The 16,433-nt window shown below is 43.1% G+C and carries 15 protein-coding genes and 1 riboswitch; of the genes, 14 read left to right on the top strand and 1 reads right to left on the bottom strand.

All coding sequences use genetic code 11. The annotated features are described in order from the left end of the window. Window positions 1-294: 294 nt before the first annotated feature. The 10 genes from ADF75_RS03295 to ADF75_RS03250 all read left to right on the top strand — a co-directional run bounded on the left by ADF75_RS03295 (window position 295) and on the right by ADF75_RS03250 (window position 9,764). A complete protein-coding gene (locus tag ADF75_RS03295) occupies window positions 295-729 on the top strand; it encodes a CopY/TcrY family copper transport repressor (protein WP_048716931.1) in 435 nt (144 codons plus the stop codon). Next, complete coding sequence (locus ADF75_RS03290; RefSeq protein ID WP_048789127.1) at window positions 726-2,954, top strand: heavy metal translocating P-type ATPase; 2,229 nt, start codon at window positions 726-728, stop codon at window positions 2,952-2,954. The genes ADF75_RS03295 and ADF75_RS03290 overlap by 4 nt, the downstream gene beginning before the upstream one ends. A 48-nt stretch (window positions 2,955-3,002) precedes the next feature. Beyond that, window positions 3,003-3,209: a copper chaperone CopZ gene (gene copZ / locus ADF75_RS03285; protein ID WP_048688240.1), complete on the top strand. Its 207-nt coding sequence runs from the start codon at window positions 3,003-3,005 to the stop codon at window positions 3,207-3,209. A 237-nt stretch (window positions 3,210-3,446) separates the two neighbouring features. Next, entirely contained in the window at window positions 3,447-4,709 is a 1,263-nt protein-coding gene (locus tag ADF75_RS03280; protein WP_048688087.1) for a UDP-N-acetylglucosamine 1-carboxyvinyltransferase, read from the top strand. A 12-nt stretch (window positions 4,710-4,721) separates the two neighbouring features. Next, complete coding sequence (locus ADF75_RS03275) at window positions 4,722-5,273, top strand: GNAT family N-acetyltransferase (protein ID WP_048688090.1); 552 nt, start codon at window positions 4,722-4,724, stop codon at window positions 5,271-5,273. Beyond that, on the top strand, window positions 5,266-6,543 hold the full coding sequence (spxR, locus tag ADF75_RS03270; protein WP_006596063.1) for a CBS-HotDog domain-containing transcription factor SpxR: 1,278 nt from the start codon (window positions 5,266-5,268) through the stop codon (window positions 6,541-6,543). Before ADF75_RS03275 ends, spxR begins: the two co-directional genes overlap by 8 nt. Before the next feature lie 18 nt (window positions 6,544-6,561). Next, a complete protein-coding gene (locus ADF75_RS03265; protein ID WP_048789126.1) occupies window positions 6,562-7,422 on the top strand; it encodes a methionyl aminopeptidase in 861 nt (286 codons plus the stop codon). 88 nt (window positions 7,423-7,510) lie between these two features. Further along, a complete protein-coding gene (locus ADF75_RS03260) occupies window positions 7,511-8,479 on the top strand; it encodes a YihY/virulence factor BrkB family protein (RefSeq protein ID WP_048789125.1) in 969 nt (322 codons plus the stop codon). Window positions 8,480-8,595: 116 nt separating this feature from the next. Beyond that, window positions 8,596-9,060 carry a MarR family winged helix-turn-helix transcriptional regulator gene (locus ADF75_RS03255; protein ID WP_048789124.1) on the top strand — a complete coding sequence of 155 codons (465 nt, stop codon included), beginning with the start codon at window positions 8,596-8,598 and terminating at the stop codon, window positions 9,058-9,060. After that, entirely contained in the window at window positions 9,057-9,764 is a 708-nt protein-coding gene (locus tag ADF75_RS03250; RefSeq protein ID WP_048789123.1) for a B3/B4 domain-containing protein, read from the top strand. The genes ADF75_RS03255 and ADF75_RS03250 overlap by 4 nt, the downstream gene beginning before the upstream one ends. A gap of 56 nt (window positions 9,765-9,820) precedes the next feature. Here ADF75_RS03250 and ADF75_RS03245 read toward each other — a convergent pair whose 3' ends face one another. After that, window positions 9,821-10,258, bottom strand: coding sequence for a GtrA family protein (locus ADF75_RS03245; protein ID WP_048688108.1), 438 nt, complete (start codon window positions 10,256-10,258; stop codon window positions 9,821-9,823). Window positions 10,259-10,286: 28 nt separating this feature from the next. Continuing rightward, a riboswitch (PreQ1 riboswitch) is annotated at window positions 10,287-10,422 on the top strand. Here ADF75_RS03245 and ADF75_RS03240 point away from each other — a divergent pair. From ADF75_RS03240 to pulA, 4 genes are all read left to right on the top strand, one after another. Then, window positions 10,420-10,929: a QueT transporter family protein gene (locus ADF75_RS03240; RefSeq protein ID WP_048688111.1), complete on the top strand. Its 510-nt coding sequence runs from the start codon at window positions 10,420-10,422 to the stop codon at window positions 10,927-10,929. It overlaps the preceding riboswitch by 3 nt. Window positions 10,930-11,070: 141 nt before the next feature. Next, window positions 11,071-13,029 carry an NAD-dependent DNA ligase LigA gene (gene ligA, locus ADF75_RS03235; RefSeq protein ID WP_048789122.1) on the top strand — a complete coding sequence of 653 codons (1,959 nt, stop codon included), beginning with the start codon at window positions 11,071-11,073 and terminating at the stop codon, window positions 13,027-13,029. An 8-nt stretch (window positions 13,030-13,037) separates the two neighbouring features. Continuing rightward, window positions 13,038-14,006 (top strand): diacylglycerol kinase family lipid kinase, encoded by a 969-nt coding sequence (locus tag ADF75_RS03230; protein ID WP_048789121.1) that lies wholly within the window; start codon window positions 13,038-13,040, stop codon window positions 14,004-14,006. Window positions 14,007-14,082: 76 nt separating this feature from the next. Beyond that, window positions 14,083-16,380, top strand: a complete 2,298-nt coding sequence (pulA, locus tag ADF75_RS03225) for a type I pullulanase (RefSeq protein WP_048789120.1) — start codon at window positions 14,083-14,085, stop codon at window positions 16,378-16,380. The last annotated feature ends 53 nt before the right edge of the window (window positions 16,381-16,433 follow it).

Below are 16,433 nucleotides of genomic sequence, written 5' to 3'. Positions count from 1 at the left end.
GGAGGCTGGGACAAAAGTCCTAGCCTCTCAATTATCTTTGGATTGTCGAGCAAGACGCAGTGGTTAAGTGGGCTCTACTACGCTGATTTCATCAGCTTTTACAACCCTACTCAACTGTGCGGAGGTGGGACGRCGAAATCGAATTCTAACGAATTACCGATTTCTGTCCCACTCTCTTTTTATGAAATTAATCTACAAATGTAAACAAAATGATTGACAAACAAAATGGAAGGTGTATAATGTAACTACAAATGTAAATTAATTGTTCTTGATGAGAGCTAGAAAGGTAAAAGAATGGCAAAGATTTCAAGTGCGGAATGGGAAGTCATGAGAGTTCTCTGGACTAAGGGGGAAGCGACTTCTACAGAAATAACCAAGATTCTCTCCACCAAGCAGGACTGGTCAGCTTCGACGGTGAAAACCCTCTTAGGACGATTGGCTGATAAAGGCTATTTGACAAGTCGAAGAGAAGGTCGAACCTATTTGTATCAGGCCATCCTCAATGAAGAAGAGGCAAATTTTACAGCTGTCAATGAAGTTTTTAGTAAGATCTGCTTGACCAAGCATGGTCACATATTGGAGCGATTAATCCAGCAAACCCCTATGACCGAGGAGCAAATGAAGGGGTTGCAAGACCTCCTGGCTTCGAAAGTGAGCGTGGAGCGGGTTCAATGTGATTGCCAACCTGGCCAGTGTCACTGTGCCAGTCATGTGGAGGAAGATAAATGAAAGAAGAAACTTTTGTCATCAATGGGATGACCTGTGCATCCTGTGTGATCAATGTGGAGAAAGCTGTTAACCATCTTGAGGGTGTTGAAAAAGCGACAGTGAACCTAACCACTGAAAAAATGACGGTTGAATATCAGGGGGAACCTTTGAGTCCAGAGGCTATTTCAAAAGCAGTAGCGGACGCCGGTTATGAGGCAGTAGTATACAATCCAGATACAGCTAAGAGCCAAGAAGAGCGAGAAGGTGACAAGCTACAATTGATCCGAAAACGCCTCTTTTGGTCTTCCATCTTCACCCTGCCTCTCTTTTATCTAGCAATGGGCCCCATGATTGGCCTACCAGCACCTGCATTTGTTTCACCTGGTCGAGCACCTGTGGCTTATACTCTTGTTCTTTTGTTCTTGACCATTCCCGTGATGATCTTTGGACGAGCCTTTTATCGAAATGGCTTCCGAACCCTTCTAAAAGGCCATCCCAATATGGATGCTTTGGTAGCTCTAGCGACTAGTGCAGCCTTTCTTTATAGCCTTTATGGGACTTATCACATATTGCTTGGTCACCACCATCACGTGCACCAGCTTTATTTTGAATCTGTAGCCGTGATCCTGACCCTAATTACTCTGGGTAAATATTTTGAAATGCTATCAAAAGGGCGTACTTCTCAAGCCATTAAAAAGCTCATGCATCTGGCGGCTAAAGAGGCAACGGTCCTACGTGATGGAAAGGAAGTGAAACTACCTGTAGAAGACTTGGTCATTGGAGATCAGATCCTGGTCAAACCAGGTGAAAAAATAGCCGTTGATGGTCAAGTGGTTTCCGGACAATCAGCCATTGATGAAAGCATGCTGACGGGTGAATCTATCCCCATCCAAAAAACTGAAGGCAGTCCAGTTTACGCAGGTTCCATTAATGGACAAGGTAGTTTGGTTTATCGGGCTGAGAAAGTTGGTCGGGATACCTTACTAGCACAAATCATTCAGCTGGTGGAAGATGCCCAACAAACCAAAGCACCGATTGCCAAGATTGCGGATCAAGTGGCAGGGGTCTTTGTCCCAGTAGTCATGGGGATTGCCCTCTTATCAGGTCTCTTTTGGTACTTCATCATGGGTGAGACCTTCACCTTTGCTATGACGGTAACAATTAGTGTCTTGGTCATTGCCTGTCCATGTGCTCTAGGCTTGGCGACTCCGACAGCCATCATGGTGGGGACAGGATTAGGGGCAGAGCATGGGATCCTCTATAAGAGAGGGGATGTCCTTGAGTTAGCTCACCAAGCGCAAGTCTTGGTCTTCGATAAAACGGGGACCATCACTCAAGGTAAACCTCAGCTGTCTTCTTCTTATACCTATGGTCAGAAGAACCATGCCTTACAACTCCTAGCTTCTCTGGAAGCCAAGTCCGAGCATCCATTGGGACAAGCTATTTTGGATGCTGCGAAAGAAGAGCATATAGACTTATTAGAGATGAAAAACTTCTCTAGTCTAACAGGAAGGGGCCTCACTGCTAACTATGGTGGGAAGGTTTATCTGGCTGGGAATCAAACGCTCATGGATGAGGAAGGAATCGATATTCATCTTGCCAAGGCTGACTTGGAGGACTTAACTCAGGATGGACAAACCCCGATTTTCTTAGCTGAAGATGGACAACTCTTGGCCCTATTTGGGGTAGCAGACCGGATTAAGGAAGATAGTTTAGAAATGGTTGCTAGCCTAGAAAAAATGGGCAAGGAGGTCATCATGCTGACTGGGGATAATGAACGGACTGCTCGAGCGATTGCCAAGAAGGCTGGAATCCAGCAGATCATCAGTCAAGTGCTTCCTCAAGAAAAATCACGGGTGATCCAAGATTTGCAAGCAGAAGGCAAGTCTGTGATCATGGTGGGAGATGGAATCAACGATGCACCAGCTCTTGCAACTGCGGATATCGGGATTGCCATGGGATCTGGGACAGATATCGCCATGGAAAGTGCCGATATCGTCGTCATGAAACCGCAATTGATGGATGTCGTCCGGGCTTTGGAAATTAGTCGTTACACGATTAAGACCATCAAGGAAAACTTGTTCTGGGCCTTTATCTACAATGTTTTAGCCATTCCGGTGGCGATGGGCCTTCTCTATCTCTTTGGTGGCCCGCTCTTAAACCCGATGTTAGCAGGTCTAGCCATGAGTTTTAGTTCAGTATCGGTTGTACTGAATGCTCTAAGATTAAAGAGAAAAAAATTGTAAGAACTAGGAGAAAAATTGCCTCCTCGAGTAAAAGAAGGGAAAATAATTATGTCAAAAACATACGAAATTAGTGGAATGAAATGCCAAGGTTGTGCCAATGCTGTCACTGAAAAATTATCCGCAGTAAAAGGTGTGGAAGAAGTAAGAGTCGATATAGAAAAAAATCAAGTAACCATTGAGGGGAAATCTTGGAAATGGTCCTTGAGCCGAGCTCTAAAAGGCAGTAAATACGAACTAGGAAATGAAGTGAAATAAACTCAGGAAAGGCGGTCCGAAAAGGGCTGCCTTTTTTAAAAAACAACAATAGAACACATAAATAAATTAGTCTTGCAAGCAAAAATATAAAAAAATAGTAAAACATATAGTTGAGGTTTTCTAAGGATTGGATTGACCGATCAAAAGATAAGAAGTAGTGGAAAATGAAGCGTTTTTATGATATAATAGATGCGGTAATTTTTTACCGAATGATTGAAAGAGCTTATACAAATTTACATGAAAAAAATTATAATTAATGGTGGTCGCCCTTTAAAAGGTGAGGTGACCATTAGTGGTGCAAAAAATAGCGTGGTGGCCCTTATTCCAGCGACTATTTTAGCAGACGAAATTGTGACCCTTGATGGTGTTCCAGATATTTCAGATGTGGCTAGCTTGATTGACATTATGACCCTCATGGGGGCAAAGGTGGAGCGAGATGGGGAGACTCTTATTATCGATCCACGTGGTGTACAAGATATGCCAATGCCATTTGGTAAGATCAATAGTCTTCGCGCTTCTTACTATTTCTACGGAAGTCTTTTGGGACGTTATAGCCAGGCAACTGTCGGTCTACCAGGTGGATGTGACCTAGGTCCTCGTCCCATTGATCTGCATTTGAAAGCCTTTGAGGCGATGGGTGCTAAGATGACCATGGATGGTTCTAGTATGAACCTTTCCACAAATGGGAAGCGTCTTCGTGGTGCAGCTATCTATATGGATACGGTTAGCGTTGGAGCAACTATTAATACCATTCTGGCTGCTGTTAAAGCGGAAGGTCGTACCGTTATTGAAAACGCTGCTCGTGAACCTGAGATCATTGACGTCGTGACCCTTCTCAATAATATGGGAGCACACATTCGTGGTGCGGGTACAGATATCATTACCATTGAAGGAGTGGACTATCTCCACGGGACGCGTCACCAAGTGATCCCCGATCGCATCGAAGCAGGGACTTATATCGCCCTTGCTGCAGCTGTTGGAGAAGGGATTCAAATCAACAATGTCCTCTACGAACACCTAGAAAGCTTTATCGCTAAGTTGGAAGAAATGGGCGTTCGTATGACGATTTCTGAGGATAGTGTGTTTGTTGAAAAGCAAGATAATCTGAAAGCTGTTCACATTAAAACCTCTCCTTACCCAGGATTTGCAACGGATTTGCAACAACCCTTGACTCCATTGCTCTTGACAGCTAATGGAAAGGGAAGCATCGTAGATACTATTTATCAAAAGCGGGTCAACCATGTGACTGAACTGATGCGCATGGGAGCGACCATTGAAACAGTTGGTGATCACATTGTTTACCAAGGACCAAATCAATTAACAGGTGCTCCAGTTAAGGCGACAGACCTGCGTGCAGGCGCTGCCTTGGTGATTGCTGGTTTGATGGCTCAGGGTAGAACGGAGATTACCAATATTGAGTTTATCCTTCGCGGCTATTCGCATATTATTGAAAAATTGCAACAATTGGGAGCTGACATCGAGCTGATTGATGAAGCATAACGAACGATTTTTATGAACATTTGGACGCAACTAGCAGCATTTTCATGTTTTGAAACAGAGCGCCTCTTCTTGAGGCCCTTTCTATATAGTGATGCCGCTGACTTTTATACCATATCCTCCAATCCAGAGAATTTGCCTTTTATTTTCCCAGCACAAACGTCCCTAGAGGAATGCCAGTATGTCTTGGCCAATTATTTTCTAAAGAATCCTTTAGGAATATGGGCGATTTGTGACAAGGGAACAGACCGTGTGATTGGATCGATTAAATTTGAAAAGTTGGATGAAATTAAGAAAGAAGCTGAACTTGGTTATTTCTTACACAAGGACTATTGGGGTCAAGGCCTCATGACAGAGGTTGTCAAAGAAATTACCTTCTTGTCCTTTCAGGAATTTCATCTCAAGCAAGTCCGAATCATTACCCATGTTGAAAATATTGCCAGTCAACAGGTGGCTTTACATGCCGGTTATAGTTTGAAACGGCAATTCAAGGGGAGTGACCGCTATACCCGAAAGATGCGGGATTATTACGAGTTCTGCATAGATAGAGGAGATCTCAATGAGTAAACACCAAGCGATCTTAGATTATTTGGAGAAACTACCAATTGGCAAACGTGTCAGTGTGAGAAGTATCTCGAATTATTTGCAGGTGAGTGATGGGACCGCCTATCGGGCCATTAAAGAAGCTGAAAATCGTGGAATTGTTGAAACGAGACCTCGTAGTGGGACGGTTCGTGTCAAGTCCAAAAAGGCTGTCCTAGAACATCTGACTTTCCGAGAGATTGTAGAAATAACCGGTTCGGAAGTCTTGGCAGGGAAAGAAGGGCTGGAACGAGAGTTCAACAAGTTTTATATCGGGGCCATGACAGAAGAACATATTTTGGACTATGTCTCTGAAGGTGGGCTCCTTATTGTGGGAGACCGGACCAATATCCAGCGCCTGGCCCTCCAACACGACAATGCTGTTCTTGTAACTGGTGGTTTTGACGTCGATCCTTCTATTTTGGAACTGGGTCGCAGTGGTCAAACTCCTATCCTACGTACCAAGCATGATACCTATACCGTGGCGACCATGATCAACCGTGCTCTCGCCAACATGCAAATTAAAACAGATATTCTAACGGTCGAACAAGTCTATTCGCCTATGCATGAATATGGTTTTTTACGGGAAACAGATACCGTACGAGATTATTTGGACTTGGTAAGAAAAAGCCGGTTTAGTCGTTTTCCTGTCGTCAATCAGCACCAAATGGTTGTCGGAGTGGTGACCATGCGAGATGCCGGAGACAAGACACCCCAGACAACTCTGGACAAGGTCATGTCCCGTAGCGTCTTTACGACAAACCTATCCTCTAGTATCGCCAATGTCAGTCAACGCATGATTGCAGAAGATTTTGAGATGATCCCTGTTATTCGCAGCAATCAAACCTTGTTAGGGGTTATTACTCGTCGTGCGGTCATGGACCGGATGAGCAAGGAGCAATTGTCGGGCTTGCCAACCTTTAGTGAACAAATCAGTCAAAAAGTAGTTCTGCAAGCCAATCATTTTGAATTGACGGTTGAACCGAGTATGTTAGAAAAGAGTGGTGTTCTCTCGAATGGCGTTCTCACTGAAGTTCTAACAACAGTCACTCGCCAGCTCATGATGAATTCTGGAAAAAATTTAATTATCGAACAGCTCTTGGTCTATTACCTCCAAGCTGTTCAAGTGGACGATACCTTGCGGATTGAAACGCGTATTGTTCGCCAGACTAGACGATCGGCTATTATAGATTTTGATTTGTACTTGAATCTGCAGTTAGTTACGAAGGCCACCGTCACTTTGAAAATTAATTAGAATGGAAGTAGGAAATAGATGATTACATTGAAATCACAGCGTGAAATCGAAGCCATGGACCGTGCAGGAGACTTTCTTGCTAGTATCCATATTGGCCTTCGGGATTTGATCAAACCAGGTCTCGATCTGTGGGAAGTCGAAGAGTATGTTCGACGTCGCTGTAAAGAAGCCAACGTCTTGCCCCTTCAGATCGGTGTAGAAGGAAGCTTGATGGACTATCCCTATGCGACTTGTTGTGGGATCAATGATGAAGTGGCTCACGCCTTTCCTCGTCACTATGTCTTAAAAGACGGTGACCTCTTAAAGGTGGATATGGTCTTGTCTGAACCCTTAGACAAGTCTGTTGTTGATGTCTCAAAATTAGACTTTGATAATGTTGCACAGGTGAAAAAGTATACAGAAAACTACTCTGGTGGTTTGGCTGATTCTTGTTGGGCCTATGCAGTTGGGAATGTTTCCCAAGAGGTCAAAGATCTCATGGATGTCACCAAGGAATGTCTCTATAAGGGGATTGAACAAGCGGTTGTCGGAAATCGTCTGGGTGATATTGGAGCAGCGATTCAAGAATATGCTGAAAGCAAAGGCTATGGTGTAGTACGTGATTTGGTCGGTCACGGCGTAGGACCAACCATGCATGAAGAACCAATGGTACCTCACTACGGACGTGCAGGACGTGGCTTGCGCTTACGTGAAGGGATGGTCTTGACTATTGAACCGATGATTAATACCGGAACTTGGGAGATCGATACAGATATGAAGACAGGTTGGGCCCACAAAACCCTTGACGGTGGACTTTCTTGTCAGTACGAACATCAGTTTGTTATTACGAAAGATGGACCGGTTATTTTGACCAGTCAAGGCGAAGAAGGAACCTATTAAAACAAGTAGAGAGGAAAGAATGGAGCTGAAGATAAATAACGGTTTCGCTCTTTTCTCTTTTTATGACTTTGTTTAGGGGAGGATAGATATGAAAAAGTTTCTAAAATGGCTAGGCCAACGACCGTTTATTAAGGGGTTCTTGCGCTTTTATATGGCCTCTGAATCGGACATCACAAGTATAGCAGTGGCCTATTATTTATTGATTTCCATTCTCCCTTTATTGTTGATTGCAGCCAATATCCTTCCTTACTTCCAGATTCGTCCGACTCAGATTTTGCTAACCTTGCGTGAAGTATTACCTGCCTCCATGTACCGCATTGTCTTGCAAGTTATTTCATCGGTGCTTACCAAGCCGTCTACTGGTTTGCTTAGTTTCTCCATCATTTCGGCTTTATGGGTCTCCTCACAGTGTATCGCTTACCTGCAGAGAGCCTTCAATAAAAGTTATGGAGTGGAGAAGGAGAGGGGGATTATCTGGGCGAGAATCTTCAGTATTTTGATTAGTTTTGCTCTGCAAGGTTTGTTCGGTCTATCTTTGGTTCTTACTATGTTTGGCCGGATGATTATTCGTTCCGTCTATGAAATTTTCAAGTTTGATGAAAGTATCTACCTTCGCCTCTTAAATATTTCAGGACCTTCGGTTTACTTCCTGCTCTTTTTAACCTTGCTCTTGCTCTATTACACTCTTCCCAATATCAAAATTCCTAAGTTTCGCTATGTCTTTCCAGGAGCCATCTTTGTGACAGCAGTCCTTTATTTGACCTTGAATATTTTCTGGAAATATGTTGATCACTACATTACGAGTTTCCTAGATGCTCGTTTCTTCGGGTCAGTCCTTTTAGCGGTCATTATGTTCTGGTTTATCCTGGTAGCTAAAGTATTGATTATTGGCTGTATCTTAAATGCTAGTATTCAATATGCCATTGAAGCGAGATTTGAAACAAAAGACGGGGATGTGGTAGCCAAGTACAAGTCATCTAAAGTAGCTTTTCACCAAAAAGAGGCGTCATTCAAGCGTCGTTTCCATCTTAAAAACTTGAGAAAAAATCAGGAGTGATGTTAAAGAATAAAATAGGAACAAGCCGGTTTTCAGCCGGCTTTTTGTTTTATGTGCATTTAGTTGCATTTGCAACAAAAATGTGATAGACTCCTTATAAAGGAAAGGAGGAGCAGATGAAGGTTCTAAGAGAGATTGGCATCATAGCCCGAGCCTTAGATTCGATTGCCAATATTGAGTTCCGAGACTTGGAACTGGCAAGAGGCCAATACCTATATTTAGTACGGATTGGGGAGCAACCAGGAATTATTCAAGAGGAGTTATCCGATTTATTAAAAGTGGACCGCTCAACAGTAGCCCGCTCTGTTAAAAAATTAGCTGATAAAGGATTTATCCGAGAATTAACTGATCCTTCAAATCAAAAGATAAAAAAATGGATCCTGACGGAAAAGGGTCAAGCACTTTATCCTTTTATCCTTGCTGAGCATGCTTATTCTGAGAACACTGCCTTAAAAGGTTTTTCAAAGGCAGAAATCCTTCAATTAGAAGAATGGCTTGCTAAAATGAGAGAAAACGTAGCAGCGGATTGGGAGCTAGTGAAAAAAGGTCAAAAAAGAAACTATAGTGAGGAAAAGAAATGAAATTTACAGTAGATCAAGCATTTTGGGATTTGTTTCCCCAAGCACAAGTAGTGGTGATGACAGTAGAAGGTATCGACAATCATGTTGACGAGAGCAAGGATCCTTTTTTTAAGGATCTGCTTGACAAGGGAGTTGCACGATCAAAAGTCTTCATTGATGAAGATCAGTTCACTGCCAGTCCAGTCGTTCAGGAATGGCGTCAGGCTTTTACTAAATTTAAGACCAAAAAAGGAGCTCGTTCTTCCATTGAAGCCTTATTGAAACGTGTGTCGCAAGGAGGGGAGTTTTATCCCATTAATCCGCTAGTTGATCTCTACAATAGTGTATCTCTTGCTTATGCTATCCCCTGTGGTGGTGAGGATATGGAAAATTTAGCTGGAGGCTTATCCTTAGGAAAAGCCAAGGGGGGAGAGCCATTCTTCCCACTAGGAGCTGAGGAAGACGCTCCTGCTTTGCCGGAAGAGATCATCTATTATGATCAAGAGGGAGCCGTTTGCCGTTGTTTAAACTGGCGGGAAGCTCAAAGAACCATGCTGACAGAAGAAACGCGACAGGCTATTCTTGTGATGGAGGCAGTGACTGAAGAGCAAGCAGGACGGGCCAAAGAAGCAATGGACGAATTAAAAGGCTTGGTCAAGGACTACTTTGGTGTGGAAGGAAAGATTGCATATTTGAGCGCCCAAGTATCTAGTCTAGAAGTATAAAAAAATACCGTCAGAGACCATATGAGTTCTGACGGTTTTTCTTAGTTATTTGGAACTTATTTCTTATTTCGGAAGACAAAAAGTTTACTGAAAACATAGTTCAAAATGACGATCATAAATTGGGCGGCAAACGTTTCGATGGTATTGATAGCCGTCCGATTCATATTGACAAACTGACCGATGATTTGCGGATACTGGGTTACAAAGATGGTGGTCATCAAGAGGTCCAGCACCAGAGTTCCCATTCTAGCAAAAGAGAAAACAATCAACCGTTTCAACCAGCCTTTTCTTTCTTGTTTAAAGACAATCGTATCATTGGTAGCAAAGGCAAAAAGAATTCCTGCAATATTTCCAATTAAGGTAGCTAGTTGTTCTTGGTCTGTCAGTTGGAAAACAATCAGCCGAGTAGCAACAGAAACAATCGTTGTAGCAACACCAAAGATCAGGTAGGCTAAAATTTCATTATCAAAGATTCGATTAAGTAGTTTTTTCATACAATTAGTCTATCATAATTTCCTTATTTATGCTATACTTATAAAGTTGATTTGTTGCTTTGAAATCTATTAGTTTGGGTCATCGGCAAAGATCAACCCTTGGTGCTTAGCTTCTTTCACCAAGCATATTATACGCGGTAAAACCGCTAAAGGAGAAAACGATGAAAAACTATACTGTTCGTGACTTGGCACAGATTGCCCTAGTTGCAGCTCTCTATGTGGCCTTGACCATTACGCCCCCGTTGAATGCCATCGGAAGCAACGAGATCCAATTCCGTGTTTCTGAAATGCTCAACTTCATGGCTTTCTACAATCGGAAATACATTTGGTCTGTTACCATTGGGTGTATGATTTCTAACTTCATGAGTTATGGAATTATCGATTTGATCGTTGGTGGTGGATCTACCTTGGTCTTCGTAACACTTGGGGTTTACCTATTTAAACGATTTGAAAAGGAAGAGCTCTTTAATGGATGGATTCGCAAGGATCATTTCTTATTTTCAATTTTCTTTGCCCTCTCTATGTTTACGATTGCCTTAGAATTGCATATTATAAACGAAACACCATTCTTCTTGAATTGGTTGACTACTGGTTTGGGTGAATTCGCTTCTCTGATTGTCGGAGCGATTCTGATCAAACGAATTTCAAATCATATTGATTTAACTCAATAAATTAAGAGTCTGAAGCCTTGCTTCAGGCTTTTTTTGCTAATTGAAGTAGGATTTCGGATGGGTAGTAAAAAAATGCTTTTTTTTCTAGTGGGAAGTAGTCAGACAGGCCACAGTAAAGCGTTTTTATGGTAAAATAGAAGTATGGAAACCAGAATAAAAGAGTTAGTAAATCTACTCAACCAATATGCGGAAGAATATTATACCAAAGATGCTCCCTCGGTATCTGATCAAGAATATGATCGTCTATACCGAGAACTTGTAGAATTAGAAGAAGCCTATCCAGAACTAGTCCAACCCAATAGTCCAACTCATCGGGTCGGAGGAACCATTCTCAAAGGATTTGAAAAATACCAGCATACTTACCCGCTTTATAGCTTGCAGGACGCCTTTTCTTATGAAGAATTGGTGGCCTTTGACCAACGGGTTCGAAAGGAATTTCCATCTGTCACCTATGTATGTGAGTTAAAAATAGATGGTCTATCTATTTCACTTTCTTATGTGGATGGCGTCCTCGAAACTGGTGCTACGCGGGGGGATGGGAGTGTTGGAGAAAATATTACCGAGAACCTCAAGCGAGTTCGCGATATTCCTCTAGTTTTACCGGAACCTCTTACATTAACCGTTCGCGGAGAATGTTACATGCCCCGTGCGTCTTTTGATGCCGTAAATTTGTCCCGTCAAGAAAATGGGGAAGCAGAGTTTGCGAATCCTCGAAATGCTGCAGCCGGTACTCTAAGACAGTTGGATACGAAGATTGTTACGGAGCGCAAGCTCGCGACCTTCCTCTACCAGGAAGCTAGTCCTACTGACCAAGCGACCCAAGAGAAGGTATTAGCCAAATTAAACGGACTCGGTTTTGTCGTCAATCCTCATCACAAGATAGCGACTAGTATCGAGCAAGTTTGGACCTATATTCAAGAAGTGGCAGCCATGCGAGACCAGCTTCCTTATGATATCGACGGGGTCGTGATTAAAGTAAATGATCTAGCTGTTCAAGAAGAACTTGGTTTTACCGTCAAGGCGCCCAAATGGGCAGTGGCTTACAAATTCCCAGCTGAGGAGAAGGAAGCAAAACTCTTGTCAGTTGATTGGACTGTCGGTCGGACAGGAGTGGTGACACCAACGGCTAATTTGACTCCCGTTCAGCTGGCAGGGACGACTGTTAGTCGTGCTACTCTCCATAATGTGGATTACATTGCTGAGAAAGATATCCGCAAGGACGATACGGTTATTGTTTATAAGGCCGGGGACATTATTCCAGCTGTCTTGCGTGTTGTCATGGATAAGCGCATATCGGAAGAGAGATTAGAGATTCCGAGTCACTGTCCGAGTTGCGAGAGCGAGCTCCTTCATTTTGAAGATGAAGTGGCCTTGCGTTGTATCAACCCTCGTTGTCCTGCTCAAATAAAAGAAGGACTCGCCCACTTTGCTAGCCGAGATGCCATGAACATTACAGGCTTGGGGCCAGCAGTGGTTGAAAAACTGTTTGCTAAAGAACTGGTTCAAGATGTAGCAGGTATTTATCGCCTGACCGTGGATGATCTCTTACAATTGGATGGATTTAAAGAAAAATCTGCCCAGAAATTAGTAGACGCTATCCAGACATCAAAGGGGAATTCTGCTGAAAAACTATTGTTTGGTCTGGGAATTCGTCATGTGGGAAGTAAGGTTAGCCAGCTCTTGCTACAGGAATTCCATTCCATTCCAGCTATAGCAGATGCAGAGGTTGAAAAGATTGCGGCGATAGACAGTTTAGGAATGGTGGTTGCTGAAAGTCTTAAGCGTTATTTTGCCCAGGAAGGCTCTCAACTTCTTTTAGAAGAGCTTAAGGATGCTGGGGTAAACTTAGATTACCTTGGACAAAAGGTTGCAGCAGATGCTCCTTTGTCCGGTAAAACAGTTGTCTTAACTGGTAAACTGGAACGTCTGACACGTTCGGAAGCCAAGGCTAAATTAGAAGCCTTAGGGGCTAAAGTCACAGGTTCCGTGTCCAAAAAAACTGACCTATTAGTAGCAGGTAGCGATGCGGGAAGTAAATTAAGCAAAGCGCAGGAATTATCGATTGAAATACAGGATGAAGCCTGGCTTGAAAGTTTATAGAGGCATGTATGGAAAATAAGATTAAAAAAGCACGAGTGATATATAATCCGACCTCTGGTCAGGAAATCATTAAAAAGAATATCGCAGAAGTTTTGGATGTGTTAGAGGATGTTGGCTACGAAACAAGTGCCTATCAGACCACTCCAGAGCCCCTTTCAGCTCAATTAGAAGCAGAACGAGCTGCAAAAGCTGGTTTTGATTTGATAATTGCTGCTGGAGGAGATGGGACTATTAATGAGGTTGTTAATGGGGTTGCTAGCTTGGAACACCGTCCAAAGATGGCTTTTATTCCAACTGGAACAACCAACGATTATGCTCGTGCACTGAAGATTCCAATGGGAGACCCAGTCGCAGCTGCACGGATCATTGAGAAGAACCAAACTATTCAAATGGATATTGGCCGTGCTTACGGAAGTAAATATTTTATCAATATTGCTGCCGCAGGAACCTTGTCCGAATTAACCTTTAGCGTTCCAAGTGAAGTGAAATCACGCTATGGCTACTTTGCTTATGTGGCCGAAGCTGTGAAAAAATTTCCTAAAAATAAAACCCGCAAGGTATGGATTGAACACGACAATGGGGTCTATGTTGGACCAGTTTCTCTTGTCTTCGTGGCTTTGACCAATTCAATCGGTGGCTTTGAAAGTGTGGCACCAGATGCTAAACTTGATGATGGGAACTTTACCTTGATCTTAGTCAAAACAGCTAAATTATTTGAAATGCTGTCTCTCATTATGCAAGCTGTAAATGGTGGGAAACACGTTAATGATTCAAATATTGAATACCTCAAAACCTCTAAATTAAAAATTGAAGTTTTGGATCAGAAAGAAGAGTTCAAGATTAATTTAGACGGCGAATACGGCGGAGATACACCGGTAGAACTGGAAGTTTTCCACAATCACTTAGAATTTTTTGCCAACATCGATGAAATTAATGACGATGCTCTGGTCCGTTCAGAATATAAATCAGAAGAATAATGGAGAATCATTGCTGAGAGTGGGTAATGCCAGTTTCTTCATACATAGTTAATTAGGAAATAGGAAATACAATACGATGCATCAGTATCAAGTGAAAATCCACTACCATCATCCCGTAGGTGATTATTTTGCCCGTGATATGTGGAAGTGGCATGAAGGAGTATGGGGAGAGGAAGTCTCTTTCTCCAAGCTCGATTATTTTGGAGTTGAGGGGCTCCTAGTTTATAACTGTGAGACACCTCAACACATTGGCCATGTCATCATCAAGGAAGGAAACTGGCTTAGTCAGTCGGATGAATACCATATTGAGCTTTTACCAGAAGGGAAAGTGCGGGAAGTCTGGTTGATTCAAGGAGATGACACCGTTTATTATTCCTTGCAGGCTGCAATGACCAGTCATGAATACAGCCGTCGGAAGCCACGCGCTTTTGATATGGCGACGCACTATCAAGAATTTGATGCCAAATGGGGCTATCAGGGTTGGTTGGGATATCGCCAGCAAGATGATGATTACCGCTTTAAACTTTGGGCGCCTACTGCCAATAAAGTAGACCTTCTCATCTATGATTCTGTAGCCAATGACAGCAAGGTCTGGAAGATTGTCCCAATGGTTCGTGGTCAGAGAGAATCTAGCGACCATGTTCGCAATAACTGTGGTGTCTGGTATGCGGATGTCATGGGAAACCTCAGTGGACTAGCCTATCAGTATAAGGTTTATTTTGATTACCACACAGAGATTGCGCGTGATCCTTATACGATCGCTACCAGTGAAAATGGGAAAAAGTCTGCCATTCTTTCTCATCAGGATTGCATCTTCCCTGCCTTTCAGTCAGAAGCTTATGAAAAGGCTGACTGGCGTCTGGATAATCCTTGTCAGGCGGTTGTCTATGAAATGCATGTCCGGGATTTGACCATCTCTCCGACTTCCGGGGTGGATGAAGCCTATCGAGGAACCTACCGAGGAGCTCACCAGACTGGGACGAAGAACGCCCAAGGAGATGCCACAGCCTTTGACTATATCAAGGAATTAGGGGTCAATGTAGTTCAACTGCAACCAGTGACCGACCGCTATAAGACCTATGATGAAGACGGGAATGTCCTCTATAATTGGGGCTATGATGTGCAGAATTACTCTGCTCCAGAGACTAGTTACTCGACCAAACCTCACGACCCTAAGACCACCATGCGTGAGTTAAAAGAAATGATACACGCCTATCATGAAGCGGGTATTTCGGTAGTCATGGATGTGGTCTATAATCATATCTATTCGACAGAAGATGGAGCTTTCCAAACAACCGTTCCTGATTATTACTACCGGATGAATCCAAATGGATCCTTCCAAAATGGTACAGGAGTTGGGAATGAGACGGCCAGTGAGCATGAGATGTACCGCAAATTCATGATTGATTCCTTGACGTATTGGGTAACAGAATATAAGATTGACGGTTTCCGCTTTGACTTAATGGGGATTCACGATGTGGATACTATGAATGAAATCCGTGAAGCCATGGACGCGATTGATCCACGGATTCTCCTTTATGGAGAAGGTTGGGATATGGGGACAGGGTTGGCTCCAGAAGATAAGGCCAAAAAGGACAATGCTTATCAAATGGCCCAAGTCGGTTTCTTTAATGATACCTCTCGAGATGCCATTAAGGGAGCTGAAGTCTTCGGATCCATTAAACGTGGGTATGTCAGTCGCAAGTCTACAGAAGACATCATTGCGCGTTCCGTTCTGGGAAGTGCAGAGTTGGGATCCTTCCTAACTCCAAGTCAGGTCCTCAACTATGTAGAAGCCCATGACAATTACAACCTCTACGATTTGCTTTCTTATGTCCATCCAAATGATTCTCAGGAAAAAATTAAGAAGCAGGTAGAAATGGCGACAGCCATGAATCTCCTCTTCCAAGGGATGGCCTTTATGCAGGTTGGACAAGAGTTCCTACGAACCAAACTAGTTGCAACGGGCGAAGATGGGGAAGTGACACCTAAAGATCGAGAACGGGCCATGAATTCTTATAATGCACCTGATGCTGTCAACCAAGTCGACTGGAATCTAGTGTCTGTAAATAAGGATACTGTTGACTATGTTCGCCAATTGATTCATTTGAAGAAGACCCTGCCTGCCTTGTCCCTTGAATCTTATGAGGAAATCTACCAACATGTCTTCGTGCATACAGCAGATATGGGCAGTGGTGTTGTTGTCTTTGAATTAAATTGGGACAAACACTACTATGTCATTTTTAACACCAGTGGACTACCATTCTATCTCCAGAACGCAGATCATCTTGAGCTCCTTGTTGGAAATAGTCGAAATAAACGTCCATTCTATGTTGAGAATTTAACAGCTTCCATCTTTGAATGGAAGAAATAAACAAAAAAATGAGGCTGGGACAAAAGTCCTAGCCTCTCAATTGTCTTTGGATT

This window comes from Streptococcus sp. 1171_SSPC (assembly GCF_001069335.1).
GTDB classification, from domain to species: domain Bacteria; phylum Bacillota; class Bacilli; order Lactobacillales; family Streptococcaceae; genus Streptococcus; species Streptococcus xiaochunlingii.
The sequence above is the reverse complement of the archived record's forward strand: the minus strand, read 5'-3'. Positions and strand labels throughout refer to the sequence as shown.

Coding starts and splice junctions, on each gene's coding strand:
- pulA (WP_048789120.1), top strand. CDS start 14,083: ATGCATCAGTATCAAGTGAAAATCCACTACCATCATCCCGTAGGTGAT.
- ligA (WP_048789122.1), top strand. CDS start 11,071: ATGGAAACCAGAATAAAAGAGTTAGTAAATCTACTCAACCAATATGCG.
- copZ (WP_048688240.1), top strand. CDS start 3,003: ATGTCAAAAACATACGAAATTAGTGGAATGAAATGCCAAGGTTGTGCC.
- ADF75_RS03295 (WP_048716931.1), top strand. CDS start 295: ATGGCAAAGATTTCAAGTGCGGAATGGGAAGTCATGAGAGTTCTCTGG.
- ADF75_RS03240 (WP_048688111.1), top strand. CDS start 10,420: ATGAAAAACTATACTGTTCGTGACTTGGCACAGATTGCCCTAGTTGCA.
- ADF75_RS03250 (WP_048789123.1), top strand. CDS start 9,057: ATGAAATTTACAGTAGATCAAGCATTTTGGGATTTGTTTCCCCAAGCA.
- ADF75_RS03230 (WP_048789121.1), top strand. CDS start 13,038: ATGGAAAATAAGATTAAAAAAGCACGAGTGATATATAATCCGACCTCT.
- ADF75_RS03265 (WP_048789126.1), top strand. CDS start 6,562: ATGATTACATTGAAATCACAGCGTGAAATCGAAGCCATGGACCGTGCA.
- ADF75_RS03275 (WP_048688090.1), top strand. CDS start 4,722: ATGAACATTTGGACGCAACTAGCAGCATTTTCATGTTTTGAAACAGAG.
- ADF75_RS03245 (WP_048688108.1), bottom strand. CDS start 10,258: ATGAAAAAACTACTTAATCGAATCTTTGATAATGAAATTTTAGCCTAC.
- ADF75_RS03280 (WP_048688087.1), top strand. CDS start 3,447: ATGAAAAAAATTATAATTAATGGTGGTCGCCCTTTAAAAGGTGAGGTG.
- spxR (WP_006596063.1), top strand. CDS start 5,266: ATGAGTAAACACCAAGCGATCTTAGATTATTTGGAGAAACTACCAATT.
- ADF75_RS03255 (WP_048789124.1), top strand. CDS start 8,596: ATGAAGGTTCTAAGAGAGATTGGCATCATAGCCCGAGCCTTAGATTCG.
- ADF75_RS03260 (WP_048789125.1), top strand. CDS start 7,511: ATGAAAAAGTTTCTAAAATGGCTAGGCCAACGACCGTTTATTAAGGGG.
- ADF75_RS03290 (WP_048789127.1), top strand. CDS start 726: ATGAAAGAAGAAACTTTTGTCATCAATGGGATGACCTGTGCATCCTGT.